Below are 16,644 nucleotides of genomic sequence, written 5' to 3' on the forward strand. Positions count from 1 at the left end.
TGAAAATACTGATGCGCTGGGTTCTGGCTTTCGCCGCTCTGCTGCCGATGGCCGCGCAGGCCTCGCTGACGGCGAACATTTCCTATTTCAAGATCGATTCGAACGACCCGGATGCCAACCACCTGTGCTGCTCCGGCCCGCTCGCGGAGGTCCAGAACAACCTCGGCCCCGATGGCTTGCCCATGCTGCTGCCCGGCTATGGCGGGATCGTGCCGCATGACGTCAACGGCGCCGGCGAGCTGACCTACTGGAGCCCGGGCTTCAACGGCCACGTCACGCCGACCGGTTCGGCGACGGTCAGCCTGCCGTTCTCCAACAGCCATATGTACAACCCGAACGGCACCGGCGGGGCCGACGGCGGCAGCAACGGTTTCCTGTCGGCCATCATCTCCGCCACGCTGTCGACGCCCGTCGCCGAAACGGTGAGCTTCACGATCTCTTCGGACGACAACGCCTTCGTCTTCGTCGACGGCCTGGTGGTGTGCAACGACGGCGGCGTGCATGGCGCGGGCGCCGTGCTCTGCACCTCGCAGACGCTGAGCGCCGGCAACCACAGCCTGCAGGTCTTCTACGACGACCTGAACACCACCGGCGCGGTGCTGGACTTCACCGTCAACACGGAGAACGTGTCGACCACGCCGCCGCCGGCCAACGGCGTGCCCGAGCCGGCCAGCCTTGCGCTGGCCGGCTCGGCGCTGCTGATGGCCGGCCTGGCCGGCCGCAAGACCCGGCGCTGAGCCGGCGGCGAAGGCCCGCCGGCGGGTCTTCGGCATCCGGTGGCTGCCTCACTTGAGGGGTATGGTGCGCGGATCGACAGGAACATCATGGGCCGCTTGGCGCGAATCGGTGCGCCAGCCCGGCGCATTGCTGCTGGCGAAGTGAGAGGTCCGACAGAAAGGTCGATCACGATGTCCATCCGCACAAGCATTTCGGCCGTCATGCCGCGCGCAGCCGCGTGGCTGGCAATCGGGGTCTTCGCTGGAGCCGCCGCGGCAGGCGGCAACCCCTTCAAGGCCACCACGCCCAATATGGGCGCCGGCGAAGGCAGCGAGTTGCGCACGCCGCTGCAGTTCGAGGAGGCGGCGCGGACCAACCCTCTGGCGGGCAGCCAGGTGCTGTTTTCCCGTTGCCGCCGCGCCCCGTTCGATGCCGCCGGGCTCTACCTGCCGCTGGCCGGCCAGGAGCACGACGCGATCGTCGGCGACACCCTCTTCGCCTACCCCGACGGCTCGACCTGCTTCAACCCGCAGAACGAGCAGAACATCGTCGTCGACCCGGCGAACGGCCGCCACCTGGTGACCTCGGCCAATGAATACCGGGCCAACGCGCATGTGGCCTATGTCTCGATGGACCGCGGCACGACCTGGGCCAATGTCGTGCTGCCGGGCTGGACGCGTGACACGGGCGGCGCTGGCCTGTTCGGCTTGCTCGACGTCTGCGGCGACCCGGTGCTGGCGTTCAGCCGCGACGGCGCGCGCCTCTACTACGCCGGGCTGGTCTGCAACATGGACAAGTACCCGCGGCAGATCTCCGGCGTGGCGGTGGCCGTGTCGACCGACGGCGGCATGCATTGGGACGCGCCGGTGATGGTCAGCGTCGCCGCCGCGGGCAACTTCTTCCAGGACAAGGAGTGGATAGGCGTCGGCAACGACGGCACGGTCTACGTCACCTGGACGCGCTTCTACCAGGGCCCCAAGGGCGCGGGCTATCTGCGCTCGCCCATCGTGATGGCCAGCTCCAGGACCGGCGGCAAGTCCTGGTCCGCGGTCAAGGAGGTGTCCGACGAGGCCCATCCCTACAACCAGGGCTCGCAGGTCGGCATGGCGCCGGACGGCACGCTCTACGTGGCCTACGAGGGGGCTTCGCCCGCCAGCGGCTTTGCGCAATCCGCGCTGGTCGTCGCCCGGTCGGTGGACGGCGGCACGATCTTCGCCAACACCGAAGTGGCGCGGGTCTTCGATGACGCCGACTGCTACCCGATCCAGCGGCCCGGCGCGCAAGACCGGCAGACGCTGTCCTTCATGCAGTTCCGCATCAACAGCTATCCGTCCATGGCGATCGACCCCAGCAACGGCACGGTCGCGATCGTCTGGGCCGACAACGAAGGCGCCGGCAACTGCGGCAGCGGCGCGGCGGCCTTCGCGGGCACGACGTCCAACCAGGTCAAGCTCGTCACCACGGGCAATGGCACGGCCTGGTCGGCGCCGCGCACGCTCACCACGGGCGCGGCCGACAAGGTCTACCCCTCCGTCGGCGCCAACGCCGGCCGCATCGTCGTGGGCTTCTACACGCGCGAGTATTCGCCGCTGCCGACCGCAGCCGATCGCCGCTGCGGCATCGCCGAGATCGACACCGCCACCGGCAGCGTCCTGCTGCCGACCGATCCGGCCCGGCGCGACGCGCCCGTGTGCATGGACTGGGCCGTCCGCTCGTCCAGCGACAACTTCGCCACGCAGACGCGCGTGTCGGCGCAGTCGTCCAACCCCTACATCCTGTTCGCGGGCTCCTTCATCGGCGACTACACCGGCACGGCGGTCGACGCCGCCGGCATGGCGGTGACCGTGTGGACCGACTTCCGCGGCAACCCGGGGATCACGAAACCGAACCAGGACGCGGTGCTCGGGATCGACTACTGATCGACCCCGGCATCAATCGCCGCCGCGCCGATGCGGCGGCGCTTCTCCGCGGCTCGTGCCGAGGACGATACTTCCCACGGGCAATCCGCCCGGAAGCAGAAGATCCTCATGATTCGCCGCCTGCCCCACATCGCCGCCTCGTTGTTCGCCGCAGTGGCCCTGTCGGGCTGCGGCTATCTGGGCAGCATCGCCACGGGCCATCTCGACATCGAGCAGGCCGAATTGCAGGCGCGCATCGCGCCGCGGTTTCCGGTGCGCAACTGCAAGCTCGTCATCGCCTGCCTGGACCTGTCCAACCCGGTGGTCGTGCTCAGGGAGGGCGAGGACCGCATCGGCCTCACGGCGGACGTGAGGCTGCTGCTGGGCACCCGCGAGAGGACGGGGCGCATCGGCCTGTCCGGCCGGCCGCGCTATGTGCAGGACGGTGGCCAGCTCTTCCTGGACGACCTGCAGATCAGCACGCTGGAGCTGGCCGGCTTCCCGGCCGAATACGCCGAACTCGTGAAGGCCAATGGCGCCGTGCTGGCCCGGCAGGCGATGCAGTCCCACCCCGTCTACACGCTGGACGCCAACACGGCCAAGGGGGCGTTCGCCAGGCAGGCCGTGCGCGACGTGAAGGTGGTCGACGGCAAGCTCAGGGTGAGCTTCGTCGGGGCGGGCGGCTAGGGCCTCACATCGCCTCAAGTCACCTCAGGTCACCTCACATATGGCTGTCGTGCAGGGCGCCGCCGCTCAGATCGGCCATGCTGGGCGTGACGGCGGAAAATTCCAGCGCCCTGCCGCCCCATTGCGCGGCGAAGTCCTGCGCCCCGCGCAAGGTGCCGAAGCTGGCGATCGTCGGTCCCATCGATCCCTGGCGCCTGCTCCCCACCACGTAGAAGCCCGTCTTCGCGGCTATCCAATGGCCGCGCGGCTGGTTCCAGTCGGCCTGGGCCATGTCCTGCACGAAGGCGGCGCTGATGCGTCGGACCTGTTCCGGCTTGAGCAGCAGGGCGAACATCTCCACGGTGTCGCAGCACCAGTGCGCCTGGGTGTCGCCTTCGAAATAGAGCTGAGCCTTGGGGCCGGTGTAGTCGGACAGCTGCATGCCGTCGAGGTCGCACAGCGCGCCGGAGTCGGGGTCGTGGGCGACGATTTGCGGCTTCGCGGCTTCGCCGCATGCGGCCAGCAAGGGCATCAGGGCGAAGGAGGTGAGCCAGTGGCGACGGGTCAGCATGACGAGGAACTCCTGAACTTCCAAGCGGCCAGCAGCAGCGGCGCGACGATCCAGCCCAGCATGGCGGCAGTCAGCACGCCGGGGCGCATGAGGGCGTCGGGCACGACGCTTGCCAGTCCGTACAGGCCGCGCATGTCCTCCATCGAGAACATGTTGAGGATACGGAACACATCGGTGGGATTGAGTAGCAGCACATAGCCCAGCACGTCGCCGGACAACCAGGCGCCGAGCTGGCCGCTGCTCGCGACGAGCAGGCCGAGCAGCAGCAGGTCGAAGACGAGGACGAAGCCGAACCACAGCACCATCGCGACGCCCGAGGCGCGCGCGCGTTCGCGCGCCACCACGGACAGGAGCATGGCCAGGCTCAGGAAGGCCAGGCCCAGCAGGGCCGAGCTCAGCATGAAGCCCAGGTAATGGAAAAGCCCGGCCCACGCAAAGGCACGGTAGACGAGCACCCCGACGATAGAGAAGCCCGCGAAGCTGGCGGCCAGCAGGGCCGCCGCCAGGCCCAGGTATTTGCCCAGCAGCAATTCCAGGCGTGTGATGGGCAGGGCAAGCAGCAGGTCGAGGGAGCCACGCTCGCGCTCGCCGACGATGGCGTCATAGCCCAGCAGCAAGGCCATCAGCGGCACCAGATAGATGGCGAGGCTGACCAGGCTGGTCACGGTGACCTCGACCGAGCGCAGGCCCACCTGTCCCTGCTGCGCCCCGCCGAAGTAGGCGATCGCCATCGAGAACACGGTGAACAGCAAGGCCGCCACCAGCGCCCAGCGGTTGCGCAGGCGGTCGCGGAACTCCTTGCCGGCCAGGGCGCCGATCATTTGCAAATGGATCATGTCAGGCCTCCACGCTCGAGAACGCCAGGGGCGCAGGTCCTGCCGCAACAGCCAGGGCGGCAGGGGACGACTCCCGCCGTGTACTGAAGAACATGTCTTCGAGCGAGGGTTCGTTCAGGCTGAGATCGTCCAGCCTGGACGCCAGCGGCGCCAGCAGGGCCAGGACCTCCATCTTGAGCGGCCTCGGACAGCGGATGGTGCAACCGTTCGCACCGCCAACGACCGTCACGCCGGCCAAGGGTGCCAGCAGCGTCCGCAGTGCCGGCTCGATATCGGCGCCCGCCCGGAGCTCGATCATCACCGGCAAGGCCAGTTGCTCGCGCAGGTCCTGCACGCTGCCGACCGCCTGCAGGCGGCCTTCGGCCATGATCGCGAGTCGATCGACGCGGGACTGCAACTCGCTCAGCACGTGCGAGGTGATGATCAGCGTGACGCCGCGCGCGCGCAGTTCACCGAGCTGGGCGAAGAAGTCGCGGCGCGCCGCCGGGTCCAGCCCGTTCGTCGGCTCGTCCAGGAAGAGCACATGGGGCTCGCCCAGCAGCGCCTGTGCGAAGCCCAGGCGCTGGCGCATGCCCTTGGAATATTCACGCACCGGGCGGTTCGCCGCCGCCGCCAGGCCCATCCGTTCCAGCAGGCCGGCGCAGGAGCGCAGATCGGCCTGCTTGAGGCGGGCGAAGAACTGCAGGGTCTCCAGGCCGCTCAGGTTGTCGTAGAGCACCAGGCTTTCGGGCAGGTAGCCGATATGGCGGCGCACTTCGCGAAACGCGCGCCCCGTGACCGCTTGCCCGGTGATGCGGATCGAGCCCGCGCTGGGCGTCAGCAGGCCCAGCATCATCTTGAACAAGGTGCTCTTGCCGGCGCCGTTGTGGCCGATGAGGGCGAAGAGCTCGCCCCGCTGCACCGTCAGGTCGATGCCATCGACCGCGCACAGGCGCCCGAAGCGTTTGCTGACGCCATTCAGGGCCACGGCCGCGGTGGCCCCGCTGTCATTGGAAGTGCCGGCCATTCCATTGCCTCCACGAAGGGTTGAACGGTTGCATCTGCGGGTGGGCGTCCACCACGCTGGGGACGCGCAACACCGGGAACTGGCGGCCCACCACGCGCAGCGCCTGCACCGCCGGGCTGCCCATCAGGATGCCGGTGGCGGGGTAACGCCACATCAATTGATCCACCATGTCATTGGCCTCGTAGGGCAGGTCGCCGACGCCGTCGCCGTCGCGATCCCAGCCCAGGTAATTGCTCCAGTGGTTGCCCTGGCCGGGCGCACCACCCCAGCGCTCGTCGCGCGCGCCGACATAGCGGACCTGCTCGCGGTTCGAGATGAAGTCGTTGCCCTGCACCACGTTGCGGGTGGAGCCGGCGGACAGGTGCACGCCCACGCGGTTGCCGACCACCAGGTTGCCCTTGAGGGTGATGTACTCCGCGTCGTAGATGAAGAAGCCGCGGTCGTTGCCGGCCACCACGTTGTTCTCGATCACCGAATCCTGGATGGTGCGCAGCATGATCCCGTGGTCCGAGTTGCCCCAGGTGCGGTTGTTGCGAACCACCTGGTTGCGCACCTCCATCAGGGCCAGGCCGCCGCGGTTGTAGTAGCTCTCGTTGTCCTCCCACAGGTTGTAGTAGGAGTTCATGTAGTGGGTGCCGTAGCGGCTGTGGTGCAGCCGATTGCCGCGGAATTCGGCGTGGTGGGAGACGTCCACGTAGAGGGCGTCGCGCACGAAGCTGATGTTGTTGCCGACGATGCGGGCGCCGTTCGTGTTGTAGAGCTGCACGCCGTTGCCGCGCTGCGAGGAGGCGTGGTCGCGCTTGCCGACGATCAGGTTGTGCTCGACGTGCACGTCGTTGGCTTTCTCTATCCACAGGCCGAACAGGTTGTAGACCAGATCGCAGTGCTGCACGACCGCCCGATGCGAGCCCGGCTCGATGTAGATGCCGGCGTTCTGCGCCTTCAGGTCATCCCCGGAGTCGCGCACGATCAGGCCGTCGAGCACCACATCCGTCGCGGCGACGCGCACGGTGTCCCCTTGCTGGCCGCCGCTGATCGTGGGGCGGTTCAATCCGCGCAGCGTGAGCGGCTTGCCGATGCGCAGGCCACCGGCATAGAGCCCGCGCTCGATCTCGATGACATCGCCAGGCGCCGCCTGGTCGATCGCCGCCTGCAAGGCCTCGCCCGGCTTGACCCGCCGGGTCGCGGCCTGGGCGACGCCGCAGGCCAGCAGGGCCAGGCAGAGGAGGATGGACCGGCGCCACATGGCGTTCACCCCAGCCAGCCCAGGGCCTTCAACCCCAGGAACAGCACCGCGCCCACCAGCAGGTTCTTGAAGCCGACATAGCAGAGCATGTCCATGTTCGTGGCGCGGCGGTAGTTGGCGCGCCACCAGGGGCCTTCCTTCACATAGCGGCGGCCGGACAGGCGGATCAGCACCTCGTAGACGCTCCAGCCGAACCACCAGGCGATGATGGCGCCCTGCGAGAGCCATCCCATCGCCGCCAGCACCCAGGCCACGCTGGCGGCCAGGGCCAGGGAGATGCCGGCCACCTGGAGTGCGCGCTGCGAATGCCAGCCCTCGGTGCTCCAGGGCCAGAAGTGGTCGCGCAACTCCATGACGATCCAGCGCAGGCCGCGCACATCCGTCTTGTGGGGCGGCTGCGCCGGCTCGGTCGCCATGCGCGGGTCCGGCCCATTCAGCACCGGCGCGGAGGCGGGCACGGGATGGATGGGAATGAAGTAGCCGTCGCGCCCGATCGGGGTCAGCGCCAGGCCGTCGCGCTCGCGGCGCTTGCGCTCCTTGGCCAGGGGCGGGCAACCCTTGGTGTCCGTGTACAGCACCATGCAGTCCAGGCAATGCAGGCATTCGCGATGGTCGATGCGGCCGTCCGCGTCGATGGCCTGCGCACCGCAGCCGACCGCGCAGGCCTTGCACTGGTTGCAGTCCGGCTTGCGGCGCAGCCCGAACCAGCGGAAGGTGCTGGGCATGGCCAGCGCAGCGCCCAGGGGGCAGAGATATTTGCAGTAGGGCCGCTCGATGAAGATCGATACGCCCAGCAGCAGCGCGACGAACAGGCCATAGGGCCAGGGGCGATGGCTGATGCCGACCAGGAAGGTGGTCTTGAACGGCTCGACCTCGGCCAGCTTCTCGGCCAGGCCCATGGAGAACATCGATACCGTCAGCAGGCTGAAGAAGAGCGCGTATTTCAGCCACTTGAGCCGGTGATGCCAGGCTTGCGGCAGGCGGCCCTGCCAGCGCTTCAGGCCGATGCGGCCGGAGACCTTGTAGATCGCTTCCGACAGGGAACCGAAGGGGCACAGCCAGCCGCAGAAGAGGCCGCGCCCGAACAGGAACACCGTGACGATGATGAAGATCCAGAACAGGAAGATGAAGGGGTCGCTCAGGAACAGGGACCAGGTCCACTGGAACAGCAGTGCATGGAACCAGGTCAGCACCTGGGTCACGCTGGGCTGGGCCAGCACGCCGAAGCCCACGAACACGATGCTCAAGGCCCAGGCCGAGTACTTGAACAGGTTGACGGGCCATTTGTTCTTGTGCGTGCTGCGGCGCGTCAGCGCGTCACGCATGCCGTAGACCACGCCCACGGCGACCAGCAGGCCGGCAAACAGCGCGATGGCGAGGCGTCGGCCCTGCCAGGCGCGCACCCAGGGCTCGTCGGCGTCCTTCACCTCCGGGCGGCCGCCCTGCAGCACTGCCGCCGGCAGCCAGTACTTGGCCTCGAACTTGGCGAAGCTGCGCTGGCCGGTGGCGCGGTCCACGCGGTTGCCCAGGAAGCCGAGCTTCCAGGGGTAGGCGGGTGAAAAGGCCTTGGACCGGATGATGAAGATCGCGGCCTCGGTATAGCTGGGAGCCCCTTCGGCCTGGATGCCGTAGAGGTTCAGCGCATCGAGGTCCCGGAAGGTGAAGGAGTCGCCGCCCTGCGTGACCTGCACGCGGTCGAAGATGCCGCCGCGCACGAAGCCGGAGCCCTTGAACGATTCCTGCCCGGCGGTGCGGATCACGAAGATCGCGTGTTCGCCGGGCTTGAGGCGGGCCTGCAGGCTGTCGAAGCCGGCGGCGCCCAGGATGCTGCGTGCCAGGTCGGGCTGGTTCAGGTCACCGAACCAGAGCTCGATGAAGGGCTCGCCACCGCGTGGAAGGCCGACCTGTTCGGGGCGAACCGTCAGCGCTTGAACCAGACCCTGCTTGACCAGTTCTGGCCAGCGCCAGTGCGCCCCGGTGACGGCGAAATGCGCTGGATCGCGCACGGTGGGCGCCAGGATGCCGACCTGGCGGGCGACGGCCGCGCCGGACATCGTCACCACCTGGTTCTGCGCAATCACGGTGACCGTGGCGCCCGAGATCGCATCGACGCCCACCACGCCTTCTTCCGGCCGGGAGGGGCCCACCTCGATCTTGTCGGCGACCGACTTGCCGACGTACTGCTGGTTGAAATTGAGCAGGGCCGACTCGGGAATGCCGAGCAGCAGGATGGGTTCGGAGTGCTTGAGCACCTTCAGTCCCACGAAGCGCCCGGCCAGGTCCAGCCCGATCAGCGTCACGACCGGCTTGCCCGAATAGGCAGGCGTGTCGGTGATGTCGGTGGACAGCATCACATAGCCCAGCAGCTGCCGCTTGCCCGCGACGGCCTCGCCATAGGCCTCCACATAGGGCGGGCTGCCGACGCGCTCGGAAAAGCTGCGGGCGCCCGGGAAGACGTCCCGGCAAGGCAGGAGGGCGCACATGTCCTTGGCCGTCGACAGCTCGGCCGGCAAGGCGGCTTCGTAAGACCCCGCCCACGCCGGCAACGCAGTGACCAGCCCGGCAAGGGTCAAAAAAAGCGCGGCCGCCAGGGCCGCGAAGTGTCGATGAATGGCTCGCATGCTTCTCCCTGCCGGAGCCGCCGGGGCTCGAGACCGGCGGCTCCGTTTACTGCTCAGTAACCCGCTCCACGACTGATGGGAGCTACACATTTCACTGACTCGCTGCCCCGTTCGCCGCCCCTGAACGCAGGAAGCGAGCCGAACCCGGCGGCACCCGGTGGCCAGGCGGAGCCTGATCCACGGGTGCGCCCCCTTGAGGGGGCCGGCGCAGCCGGTAGGGGGTGGGGTTAATTTCAGGCTTCAACAATCATTCGCGAACGCATCTCCAGATGCAGCGCGTGGCAGAAGTTGGTGCAGTACATCCAGAACACCCCAGGCTTGTCGGCCACGAAGTTCACCGACGCCGTCTCCAGCGGGTTCACGATGAACTGGATGTTGTATTTGGGGATGGCCACGCCGTGGGTCAGGTCCTCGACCTTGTCGAGGTTGGTGAGGATCAGCGTGACTTCGTCGCCCTTCTTCAGCTTGAACTCGCGCAGGCTGAAGGCCGGGGCCTGCGAGGTCAGCTTGACCACGACCTTCTTGCCGTTGCGGGTGACGCCGGAGTCCTTGGGGTCCTTCACCGCGAGCGGGAAGTCGTCCAGCGCATAGACCTGCTTGGGCGACAGCAGCTCGCGCTTGAAGATGATGAAGTCGTGCGGCTCGCCGCGCACCGGGTGGTCGGCCAGCAACTGCATCTTGTCGCCGGAGATGTCGATCAGCTGCTCGTTCTCGGGGTGCAGCGGGCCGACGGGCAGGAAGCGATCCTTGGAGAACTTGCAGCCCACCGCCAGGTATTTGCCGTCGGCGGCCTTGGTCTCCGACTGCGATGCGTTCAGGTGGCCGGGCTGGTATTGCACGTCGACGCGGTCCACCACGTACTTGACGCTCTTGTCGCCGGCGTGAAACTTGATCGCGGCGTCCACATTCCACTTGACGACCTGGCTGTCAAGGAACAGCGTCGTGTAGGCGTTGCCGCGGCCGTCGAAGGCCGTGTGCAAGGGGCCCAGGCCCAGCTCGACCTCGGCGACGATGGCGTCGTCGGTCTTGGCGAGCTTGCCCTCGAAGTAGTCGAGCATGCGGCTGAGTTCGATGACAGTCGCCGTCGGCGACAGCTTGCCCGCGCAGATGAAGTACTTGCCGTCGGGGCTCGCATTGACGCCGTGCGGGTTCTTGGGCACCGACACATAGGCCGTGAGTGCCGTCTTCGGGTCCTTGTTGGCCTCGTGCGTGCCGTCCACCACGGGCACCTTGGAGTCCCCATAGGTCTTGAACTTGCCGGCCTTCACCGCGGCCTCGATGCGCGCCACGTTGAAGAACAGGCAGGCGTCGCGCTCGGCGGACATCATGTCCTCGTAGTGCACGCCCATCTCGGTGTTGTACTGGTTGGTGGCGGCCAGCTTGCCGTCGTACGAGGTCGCGACGAGGTCGCAGTTACCGTCGATCAGCGCCTGCCAGCGCACTTCCATCGTTTCGGCGTCCACGCAGCTGAACAGCGAGCGGTACTTGCTGCCGTCTTCCGTGCCCACCGTATTGGGCAGGGGGGTGGCGAACTCGCCGCCGCAGAACACGCGGGTCGTGTGGTTGATCTTTTCATCCACCGGGTCGCGCTTGTCCGGGAAGATGCCGTGGAAGCCCTGGACGTTGGGCAGTTCGGTGATGTGATCGCAGATGAAATAGTCGAGCCGGATGCGTGCGAGCCGGCTGTTGATCTTGTCGTTGACCCAGGCATAGCGGCCGTCGTAGTTGCCGTCCTTGTAGGACGCGTGCACGTGGTGGGTATCCGCCACGGTGTAGCGCAGGCTGCCATCCGGCTTGGTGCCCATCACCTTCTTGGATTCGTTGGTGATGCCCCAGCCCACCAGCGCATCCGGGTTGAAGCAGGGGATGCGATGAATCTCGCGGCCCGAGGGCAGGCCGAGCACCCGGACGTCGCCGGTATGGCCACCGCTCCACAGGCCGTAATAGCTGTCCAGTTCACCGGGCTTCAGGTGGATGGCGTCTGATGCGGCATGCGCGGTGGCGCCCGTCGCCGCCGCCGGTGCGGCGGTGCCGCCGCCGGACTTGTCCGTGCAGGCCGCCAGGCCCGCCGCCAGACCGGCCAGGGCAGCGGAGTTCATGAACTTGCGGCGACCCAGTCCCGTGGCGAGCTCAGGGGTTTTTGCTTCATTGCTCATTGCGATTCCTCGGACGTTGTGTTGCCCCATGACCGGGGCGTTGCGCTTGCTTGTTGCGCGGTTTGCGATCAGCGGGCTGCATCGTCGGAATTTCCGGGTGCGGCGACTTTGATTGACATCAATAAAATACATTTGGAATGCATGTTTAAATGCCCGGCAACGATCAACCGGAGCCCAACGACATGTCCAAGCTGACCCTTTCCCTCTCTTCCCTTGTGCTCGTCGCGCTGCTGGGCGCATGCAGCAAGACCGGCGGGCCGGCTCCCGAGACCACCCCGGCGCCTGCTCCGGCCACTGTCGCCGAGACGGCCCCCGCAGCCAGCGCCGCGCCAACGCCGGCTGCCAACGAGAACGGCCTGGGCAAATCGGTGTTCGGCAAGGTGTGCTCGATGTGCCATGCGGCCGGTGTGGCGGGCGCCCCCAAGCCGGGTGACCATGACGATTGGGGCCCGCGCATCGCCCAGGGCAACGACGTCCTCTACAAGCACGCGCTGGGGGGCTTCAACGGCAGCAAGGGCAGCATGCCGGCCCGCGGCGGCAACCCCGGCCTGAAGGACGAGGAAGTGCGCGCCGCCGTCGACTACATGGTCTCGCTGTCCCGCTGAACGGTCGACCGCGACCTTCGCCTTGCCACCGATTCCCCTCAACAACAGGACGTATCCCGTGGATGTGCACCGCCGACGCTTAGCGGCCAGCTTGCCGCTCCTGGTCACGGCCTTGTACCTGAAGCCTGCGCTGGCCGACCCGTCGGTCCACCAGGCCAGCCGCAACCTGATGGGCACCCGGCTCGACATCACCGTGCAGGGGTCGGACCGCCGGGCGCTGGCCGCAGCCGCAGACGCCGCCTTCGCCACGATGGCACAGCTCAGCGACAGCCTGAGCCGCTTCAATCCGACCAGCCGCGTGAACGCCCTGCACCTGATGGCGGGCGTGCGCCCCCTGTCCGTCGACCCGGGCCTGATGTCCGTCCTGCAGCAGGCGCAGCACCTCGCGCAACTCAGCGAGGGCGCCTTCGACATCACGGTGGGCGCATATTCGCAGTGGAACTTCGAGCCCGGGCAGTTCCGCCTGCCGACGGCCGCTGAACTCACGGCGGAGGCTCGCCTGGTCGACCACCGTGACCTCATCCTCGACTCAAGGCAGGGCACGGCCTACCTGCGCCGTCGCGGCATGCGCCTGGACCTGGGCGGCATCGCCAAGCTGCCGATCCTGGAAGCCGGCCTGCAGACCCTGCGCCGGCACGGTGTCCGGCACGCCATGCTCAACGGCGGTGGCGACGTGCGCGTGATGGGCGGCCTGCTCGGCCGGCCCTGGCGAATCGGGCTGCGCGATCCGCGCTCACCCTCGCGCATGCTCGGCAGCGTGGCCCTGAGCGACGGCTGGGTGGCCGCCTCCGGGGATTACGAGCGCTGCTTCGACCGCGATGGCAGGCACTACCACCACATCCTGGATCCGCGCACCGGATGGCCCACCCGCGGGCCTCACGGCATCACCCTGGTGTCGCGCGACCTGCCCGACATCAACGGCATCGGCGCCGCCATGATGGTGGCCGGCTCGGCGTGGGCCAGGTCCAGCCTGGCCGCGCGTCCGGGGGTGGACGCGCTGATCGTGGACCGCAACCAAAGCGTCTGGACGAGCGGTGGCATGCCTGCGTTGCTGCATGCCTGAAAGCCCGCTTCGCTCGCGCACGCCTGCGCTCGTTGGCGTGGGTTCCTGCGGCCGAGGTGGTTCCAGGGCACGGCCATTGGCTGGCCAACTGAACCGAGACAACCCCATGAAGAAGCTTCACCGTGTCGCCGCCATGCTGGCGCCGCTCGCCCTCGCCCTGCCTTCGCTGTCCTGGGCCTGCTCCAGCTGTGGCTGCACCCTCAATTCGGACTGGGCCAGCCAGGGCTTCAAGGCCGAGGAAGGCCTGAGCCTCGACCTGCGCTTCGACACCTTCATCCAGAACGACATGCGTACCGGAACCGGCCGCGTCAACACCTCGGGCATCACGTTCCCGACCGACCAGGAAATCCAGCAAAGGACCACCAACCGGAACACGACGCTGGCCGCCGACTACGGCTTCAACGCGGACTGGGGCATGGCGGTGCTGCTGCCCTACTACGACCGCCCTCATTCGACCATCGCTCCGGGCGACACCGACATCTCGACTTCGCACTCGTCGAGCATCGGCGACCTGCGGGTGCTCGGGCGCTACCAGGGGTTCTCGCCCGAACGCGACTGGGGCGTGCAGTTCGGCCTGAAGCTGCCGACGGGGCGCACCGACGTGAACTTCAGCAACGGCCCGCAGGCCGGCCAACCCCTGGACCGGGGCCTGCAGCCGGGAACGGGGTCGACCGACCTGCTGCTGGGCATCTACCGCTTCGGCTCCATCAACGAGAACTTCGACTACTTCGCGCAGGCGCTGCTGCAGGTTCCGTTGACGTCCAAGGACGCCTTCAAGCCCGGCGTGGGAGCGAATCTGACGGCCGGCGTGCGCTACCTGACCGACGGCCCCGTGGTGCCGCATCTGCAGCTCAATGTGCGCACCGAGCGCAGGGAGACCGGGGCCAACGCCGACGCGGGGAACTCCGGGGCCACGCTGGTCTACTTGAGCCCCGTCGTGACGTGGAGCATCACCGAGAAGCTGAAGGCCTATGGCGTCGTGCAGCTGCCCCTCTACCAGCGCGTGACGGGCTACCAGCTCGAGCCGAAGTACAGCGTCTCGGTCGGCTTGCACCACGCCTTTTGAGCGCCGTTCAGCGTTGCCCTAAGCCACCGCGACACCCGAGTAGGCGATGCGCCGGATCGGCGTGAACAGCGCGCCCAGCGCCACCACCACCAGCAAGCAGCAGGCAGCGACCGTGAACAGCTGCGTCACGTCCAGTACGCGCAGCGCGGCGCCTGCCGTGGCCGAAGCCAGCGGGGCCAGGCCCATGACGATGAACATGAACAGCGCCATCGAGCGGCCCAGCATGGCGGGCGGGATGCGATTTTGCAGCCAGCTGTAGACGGCCACCTGCACGAAGCCGCCCAGCGCGCCCAGCGGCAGCAGCAGCAGCGCGCCCTGCCAGGCCGCCTGCACATGGCCGAAGACGAGGAAGACGCCGCCGGCGATGCTGTCGATCAGCAGCACCGTGCCGCCCAGCGTGGACAGCCGCCAGTGCGGCCTCAGCCCGGACACCGCCATGCCGGCCAGCGCGCCCAGGCCGTGGGCGGCGAGCATGACGCCCAGCGCCGCGGCACCGCCGGGCAGGCGCTCGCTGGCCAGCACCGGCAGCGCGACCTGGATGGGCCCGCCGACGAAGAAGGCGATGGCCGCGAAGTAGAGGAAGAGGGCGCGCAGCTCGCGGTCCTGCCAGCAGGCGCGCATGGACTCGGCGATGGCGGCGAGCACGGGCTGGGCGGCCTTGGGCTCGCGCGCCGTCGTCTGCACGCGTGCCAGCGTCCAGGCCGACACGGCGAAGCTGAAGGCGTCGAAGCCGAAGGCCCAGGCCAGGCCGCCGCGGCCCAGGCCGGGGGCGCCGCCGGTGGTGACCAGTAGGCCGGCCAGCACCGGCCCGAGCAGCAGCACGAGCTGGCGTGCGCCCATCAGCAGGCCGTTGGCCGGCTGGAGCAGCGCGGGCGGCACGGCCTGCGGCAGGATGGCACTGCCGGCGGGGTAGCTGAAGGCCGTGGCCAGGCCGATGGCCAGCGTCAGCGCATAGATGGTCGGGAGTGTGACGTCGCCGCTCGCCGTCAGGGCCGCCAGCGCGCCGAGCAGGGCCGCGTTGAGCCACTTGGTGAGCCACAGCATGCGCTTGGGCGAGTGGCGGTCCACCAGCGCACCGCCGACGAGGATGAAGAGCGCGCGCGGCAGGCTGCCCAGGGCCAGCACGGTGCCCAGCACCAGCGGGTCCTTGCTCAGCGTCAGCACCAGCCAGGGCAGGGCCAGCAGCGTGAACTGGTCGCCCAGCATGGACAGCAGGCCGCCGCCGAGCAGCCAACGGAAGTTGGTGTTGCGCAGCAGCGTGCGGCGCGGGTCGGGGGCGGACGCGGTATCGGTGGTGGTCATGCCTTTTCCTCAGGGGGCATCGTCGCGCGCGAGAGGCGCAGGTAGGCGAACAGCTCCGGTGTCACGCCGGACTGACGGGCCAGTTCGGGCTCGGCTTCGTACATGCGCTGCATCGTGTCCTTCATGCCGGGGGCCATGTCGAGGAAGCGCTTTTGCAGCACCAGCCAGCGCCGCACCAGGGCCTGGACCTCGGGCGCGCCGGGGTCGCGGCCGGCGTCCATCGCGGTGCGGGCGGCCTGGATCAGCTTCGGCCATTCCAGCTCGACGGCGTCGCGTTCCGCCTCGGGCATGGCCTCCCAGCGCTGGCGCAGCGCGCGCATCTGGTCCGGGCTGAACCAGCGCTCCTGCACGCGCCGGATCGCCATCGCGTCGAGCAGCACCTGCAGCGCATCGCCGCCGTCGCCGTGCAGCTCCAGCCGCTTGGCGGCATTGCGCAGCGTCTGCAGCAGCGTCTCCTGGGCCAGCAGCTGGGCCTCGATCTGCTCGATCTGGGTCTGCAGCACGGCGGCCAGCGGCTGCGGCGCCTCGCCGTCGAGCATCGGCGTTATCTCCTTCAGCGACAGGCCGGCGTCGCGCAGCGCCAGCACGCGGTGCAGGCGCAGCACGTCGGCCTCGCCGTAGCGGCGGTAGCCGGCCTCGCTGCGGCCCGAGGGGCGCAGCAGGCCGAGTTCTTCGTAGTGGTGCAGGGTTCGCACCGTCAGGCCGGCGCGCTTGGCCAGCTCTCCCACCGTGTAGTCCATGTCCGGCCCATGTTCAGGAATGGGCCGGATGATGAAGCCTGACGTGACGTGAGGGTCAAGCGCCGTGTGAACGGCGGGTTGGGTAGTCGCTCGGGATGCCTCCTCCTTACACCCTGTCCCTCGACCCGGTGACCGCGCACCCGGAACGGTC

The 16,644-nt window shown here is 68.3% G+C and carries 14 protein-coding genes; 6 read left to right on the forward strand and 8 right to left on the reverse strand.

Going from position 1 to position 16,644, the window contains the following annotated elements; translation table 11 throughout:
• Positions 1-11: 11 nt before the first annotated feature.
• The 3 genes from EV671_RS07490 to EV671_RS07500 all read left to right on the forward strand — a co-directional run bounded on the left by EV671_RS07490 (position 12) and on the right by EV671_RS07500 (position 3,302).
• Entirely contained in the window at positions 12-737 is a 726-nt protein-coding gene (locus tag EV671_RS07490; RefSeq protein ID WP_165917496.1) for a PEP-CTERM sorting domain-containing protein, read from the forward strand.
• A 171-nt stretch (positions 738-908) separates the two neighbouring features.
• Positions 909-2,636, forward strand: coding sequence for a sialidase family protein (locus EV671_RS07495; RefSeq protein ID WP_132570673.1), 1,728 nt, complete (start codon positions 909-911; stop codon positions 2,634-2,636).
• A gap of 108 nt (positions 2,637-2,744) precedes the next feature.
• The gene (locus tag EV671_RS07500) at positions 2,745-3,302 is read left to right on the forward strand and encodes a DUF1439 domain-containing protein (protein WP_165917497.1); all 558 of its coding nucleotides are present in this window, start codon (positions 2,745-2,747) and stop codon (positions 3,300-3,302) included.
• A gap of 34 nt (positions 3,303-3,336) precedes the next feature.
• Here the strand turns inward: EV671_RS07500 and EV671_RS07505 are convergent, their stop codons facing one another.
• The 6 genes from EV671_RS07505 to nosZ form a co-directional block, all read right to left on the reverse strand.
• Positions 3,337-3,852 carry a nitrous oxide reductase accessory protein NosL gene (locus tag EV671_RS07505; protein ID WP_132570675.1) on the reverse strand — a complete coding sequence of 172 codons (516 nt, stop codon included), beginning with the start codon at positions 3,850-3,852 and terminating at the stop codon, positions 3,337-3,339.
• Positions 3,846-4,688, reverse strand: coding sequence for an ABC transporter permease (locus tag EV671_RS07510; protein ID WP_132570676.1), 843 nt, complete (start codon positions 4,686-4,688; stop codon positions 3,846-3,848). Before EV671_RS07510 ends, EV671_RS07505 begins: the two co-directional genes overlap by 7 nt.
• A gap of 1 nt (position 4,689) precedes the next feature.
• Positions 4,690-5,694 (reverse strand): ABC transporter ATP-binding protein, encoded by a 1,005-nt coding sequence (locus EV671_RS07515; RefSeq protein WP_132570677.1) that lies wholly within the window; start codon positions 5,692-5,694, stop codon positions 4,690-4,692.
• A complete protein-coding gene (locus tag EV671_RS07520; RefSeq protein ID WP_132570678.1) occupies positions 5,675-6,940 on the reverse strand; it encodes a nitrous oxide reductase family maturation protein NosD in 1,266 nt (421 codons plus the stop codon). Before EV671_RS07520 ends, EV671_RS07515 begins: the two co-directional genes overlap by 20 nt.
• A gap of 5 nt (positions 6,941-6,945) precedes the next feature.
• Positions 6,946-9,561 carry a NosR/NirI family protein gene (locus EV671_RS07525; protein WP_132570679.1) on the reverse strand — a complete coding sequence of 872 codons (2,616 nt, stop codon included), beginning with the start codon at positions 9,559-9,561 and terminating at the stop codon, positions 6,946-6,948.
• Between the two features lie 233 nt (positions 9,562-9,794).
• Entirely contained in the window at positions 9,795-11,717 is a 1,923-nt protein-coding gene (nosZ, locus tag EV671_RS07530; protein ID WP_132570680.1) for a TAT-dependent nitrous-oxide reductase, read from the reverse strand.
• 182 nt (positions 11,718-11,899) lie between these two features.
• Here nosZ and EV671_RS07535 point away from each other — a divergent pair, with 182 nt between their 5' ends.
• From EV671_RS07535 to EV671_RS07545, 3 genes are all read left to right on the forward strand, one after another.
• On the forward strand, positions 11,900-12,322 hold the full coding sequence (locus EV671_RS07535) for a c-type cytochrome (protein WP_132570681.1): 423 nt from the start codon (positions 11,900-11,902) through the stop codon (positions 12,320-12,322).
• Positions 12,323-12,344: 22 nt separating this feature from the next.
• Positions 12,345-13,385: an FAD:protein FMN transferase gene (locus tag EV671_RS07540; protein WP_415840371.1), complete on the forward strand. Its 1,041-nt coding sequence runs from the start codon at positions 12,345-12,347 to the stop codon at positions 13,383-13,385.
• A 106-nt stretch (positions 13,386-13,491) separates the two neighbouring features.
• A complete protein-coding gene (locus EV671_RS07545; RefSeq protein ID WP_132570683.1) occupies positions 13,492-14,451 on the forward strand; it encodes a hypothetical protein in 960 nt (319 codons plus the stop codon).
• Positions 14,452-14,469: 18 nt separating this feature from the next.
• Here EV671_RS07545 and EV671_RS07550 read toward each other — a convergent pair whose 3' ends face one another.
• Together EV671_RS07550 and EV671_RS07555 are read right to left on the reverse strand one after the other, a co-directional pair.
• Complete coding sequence (locus EV671_RS07550) at positions 14,470-15,753, reverse strand: MFS transporter (RefSeq protein WP_132570684.1); 1,284 nt, start codon at positions 15,751-15,753, stop codon at positions 14,470-14,472.
• On the reverse strand, positions 15,750-16,493 hold the full coding sequence (locus EV671_RS07555; protein ID WP_132570685.1) for a MerR family transcriptional regulator: 744 nt from the start codon (positions 16,491-16,493) through the stop codon (positions 15,750-15,752). The genes EV671_RS07550 and EV671_RS07555 overlap by 4 nt, the downstream gene beginning before the upstream one ends.
• Between the last annotated feature and the right edge of the window lie 151 nt (positions 16,494-16,644).

This window comes from Roseateles saccharophilus (assembly GCF_004342485.1).
Lineage (GTDB): Bacteria > Pseudomonadota > Gammaproteobacteria > Burkholderiales > Burkholderiaceae_C > Pelomonas > Pelomonas saccharophila.

Bases quoted from the DNA above. Each gene is read 5' to 3' on its own strand.
- EV671_RS07490 (WP_165917496.1), top strand. From the start codon at position 12: ATGCGCTGGGTTCTGGCTTTCGCCGCTCTGCTGCCGATGGCCGCGCAG.
- EV671_RS07495 (WP_132570673.1), top strand. From the start codon at position 909: ATGTCCATCCGCACAAGCATTTCGGCCGTCATGCCGCGCGCAGCCGCG.
- EV671_RS07500 (WP_165917497.1), top strand. From the start codon at position 2,745: ATGATTCGCCGCCTGCCCCACATCGCCGCCTCGTTGTTCGCCGCAGTG.
- EV671_RS07505 (WP_132570675.1), bottom strand. From the start codon at position 3,852: ATGCTGACCCGTCGCCACTGGCTCACCTCCTTCGCCCTGATGCCCTTG.
- EV671_RS07510 (WP_132570676.1), bottom strand. From the start codon at position 4,688: ATGATCCATTTGCAAATGATCGGCGCCCTGGCCGGCAAGGAGTTCCGC.
- EV671_RS07515 (WP_132570677.1), bottom strand. From the start codon at position 5,694: ATGGCCGGCACTTCCAATGACAGCGGGGCCACCGCGGCCGTGGCCCTG.
- EV671_RS07520 (WP_132570678.1), bottom strand. From the start codon at position 6,940: ATGTGGCGCCGGTCCATCCTCCTCTGCCTGGCCCTGCTGGCCTGCGGC.
- EV671_RS07525 (WP_132570679.1), bottom strand. From the start codon at position 9,561: ATGCGAGCCATTCATCGACACTTCGCGGCCCTGGCGGCCGCGCTTTTT.
- nosZ (WP_132570680.1), bottom strand. From the start codon at position 11,717: ATGAGCAATGAAGCAAAAACCCCTGAGCTCGCCACGGGACTGGGTCGC.
- EV671_RS07535 (WP_132570681.1), top strand. From the start codon at position 11,900: ATGTCCAAGCTGACCCTTTCCCTCTCTTCCCTTGTGCTCGTCGCGCTG.
- EV671_RS07545 (WP_132570683.1), top strand. From the start codon at position 13,492: ATGAAGAAGCTTCACCGTGTCGCCGCCATGCTGGCGCCGCTCGCCCTC.
- EV671_RS07550 (WP_132570684.1), bottom strand. From the start codon at position 15,753: ATGACCACCACCGATACCGCGTCCGCCCCCGACCCGCGCCGCACGCTG.
- EV671_RS07555 (WP_132570685.1), bottom strand. From the start codon at position 16,493: ATGGACTACACGGTGGGAGAGCTGGCCAAGCGCGCCGGCCTGACGGTG.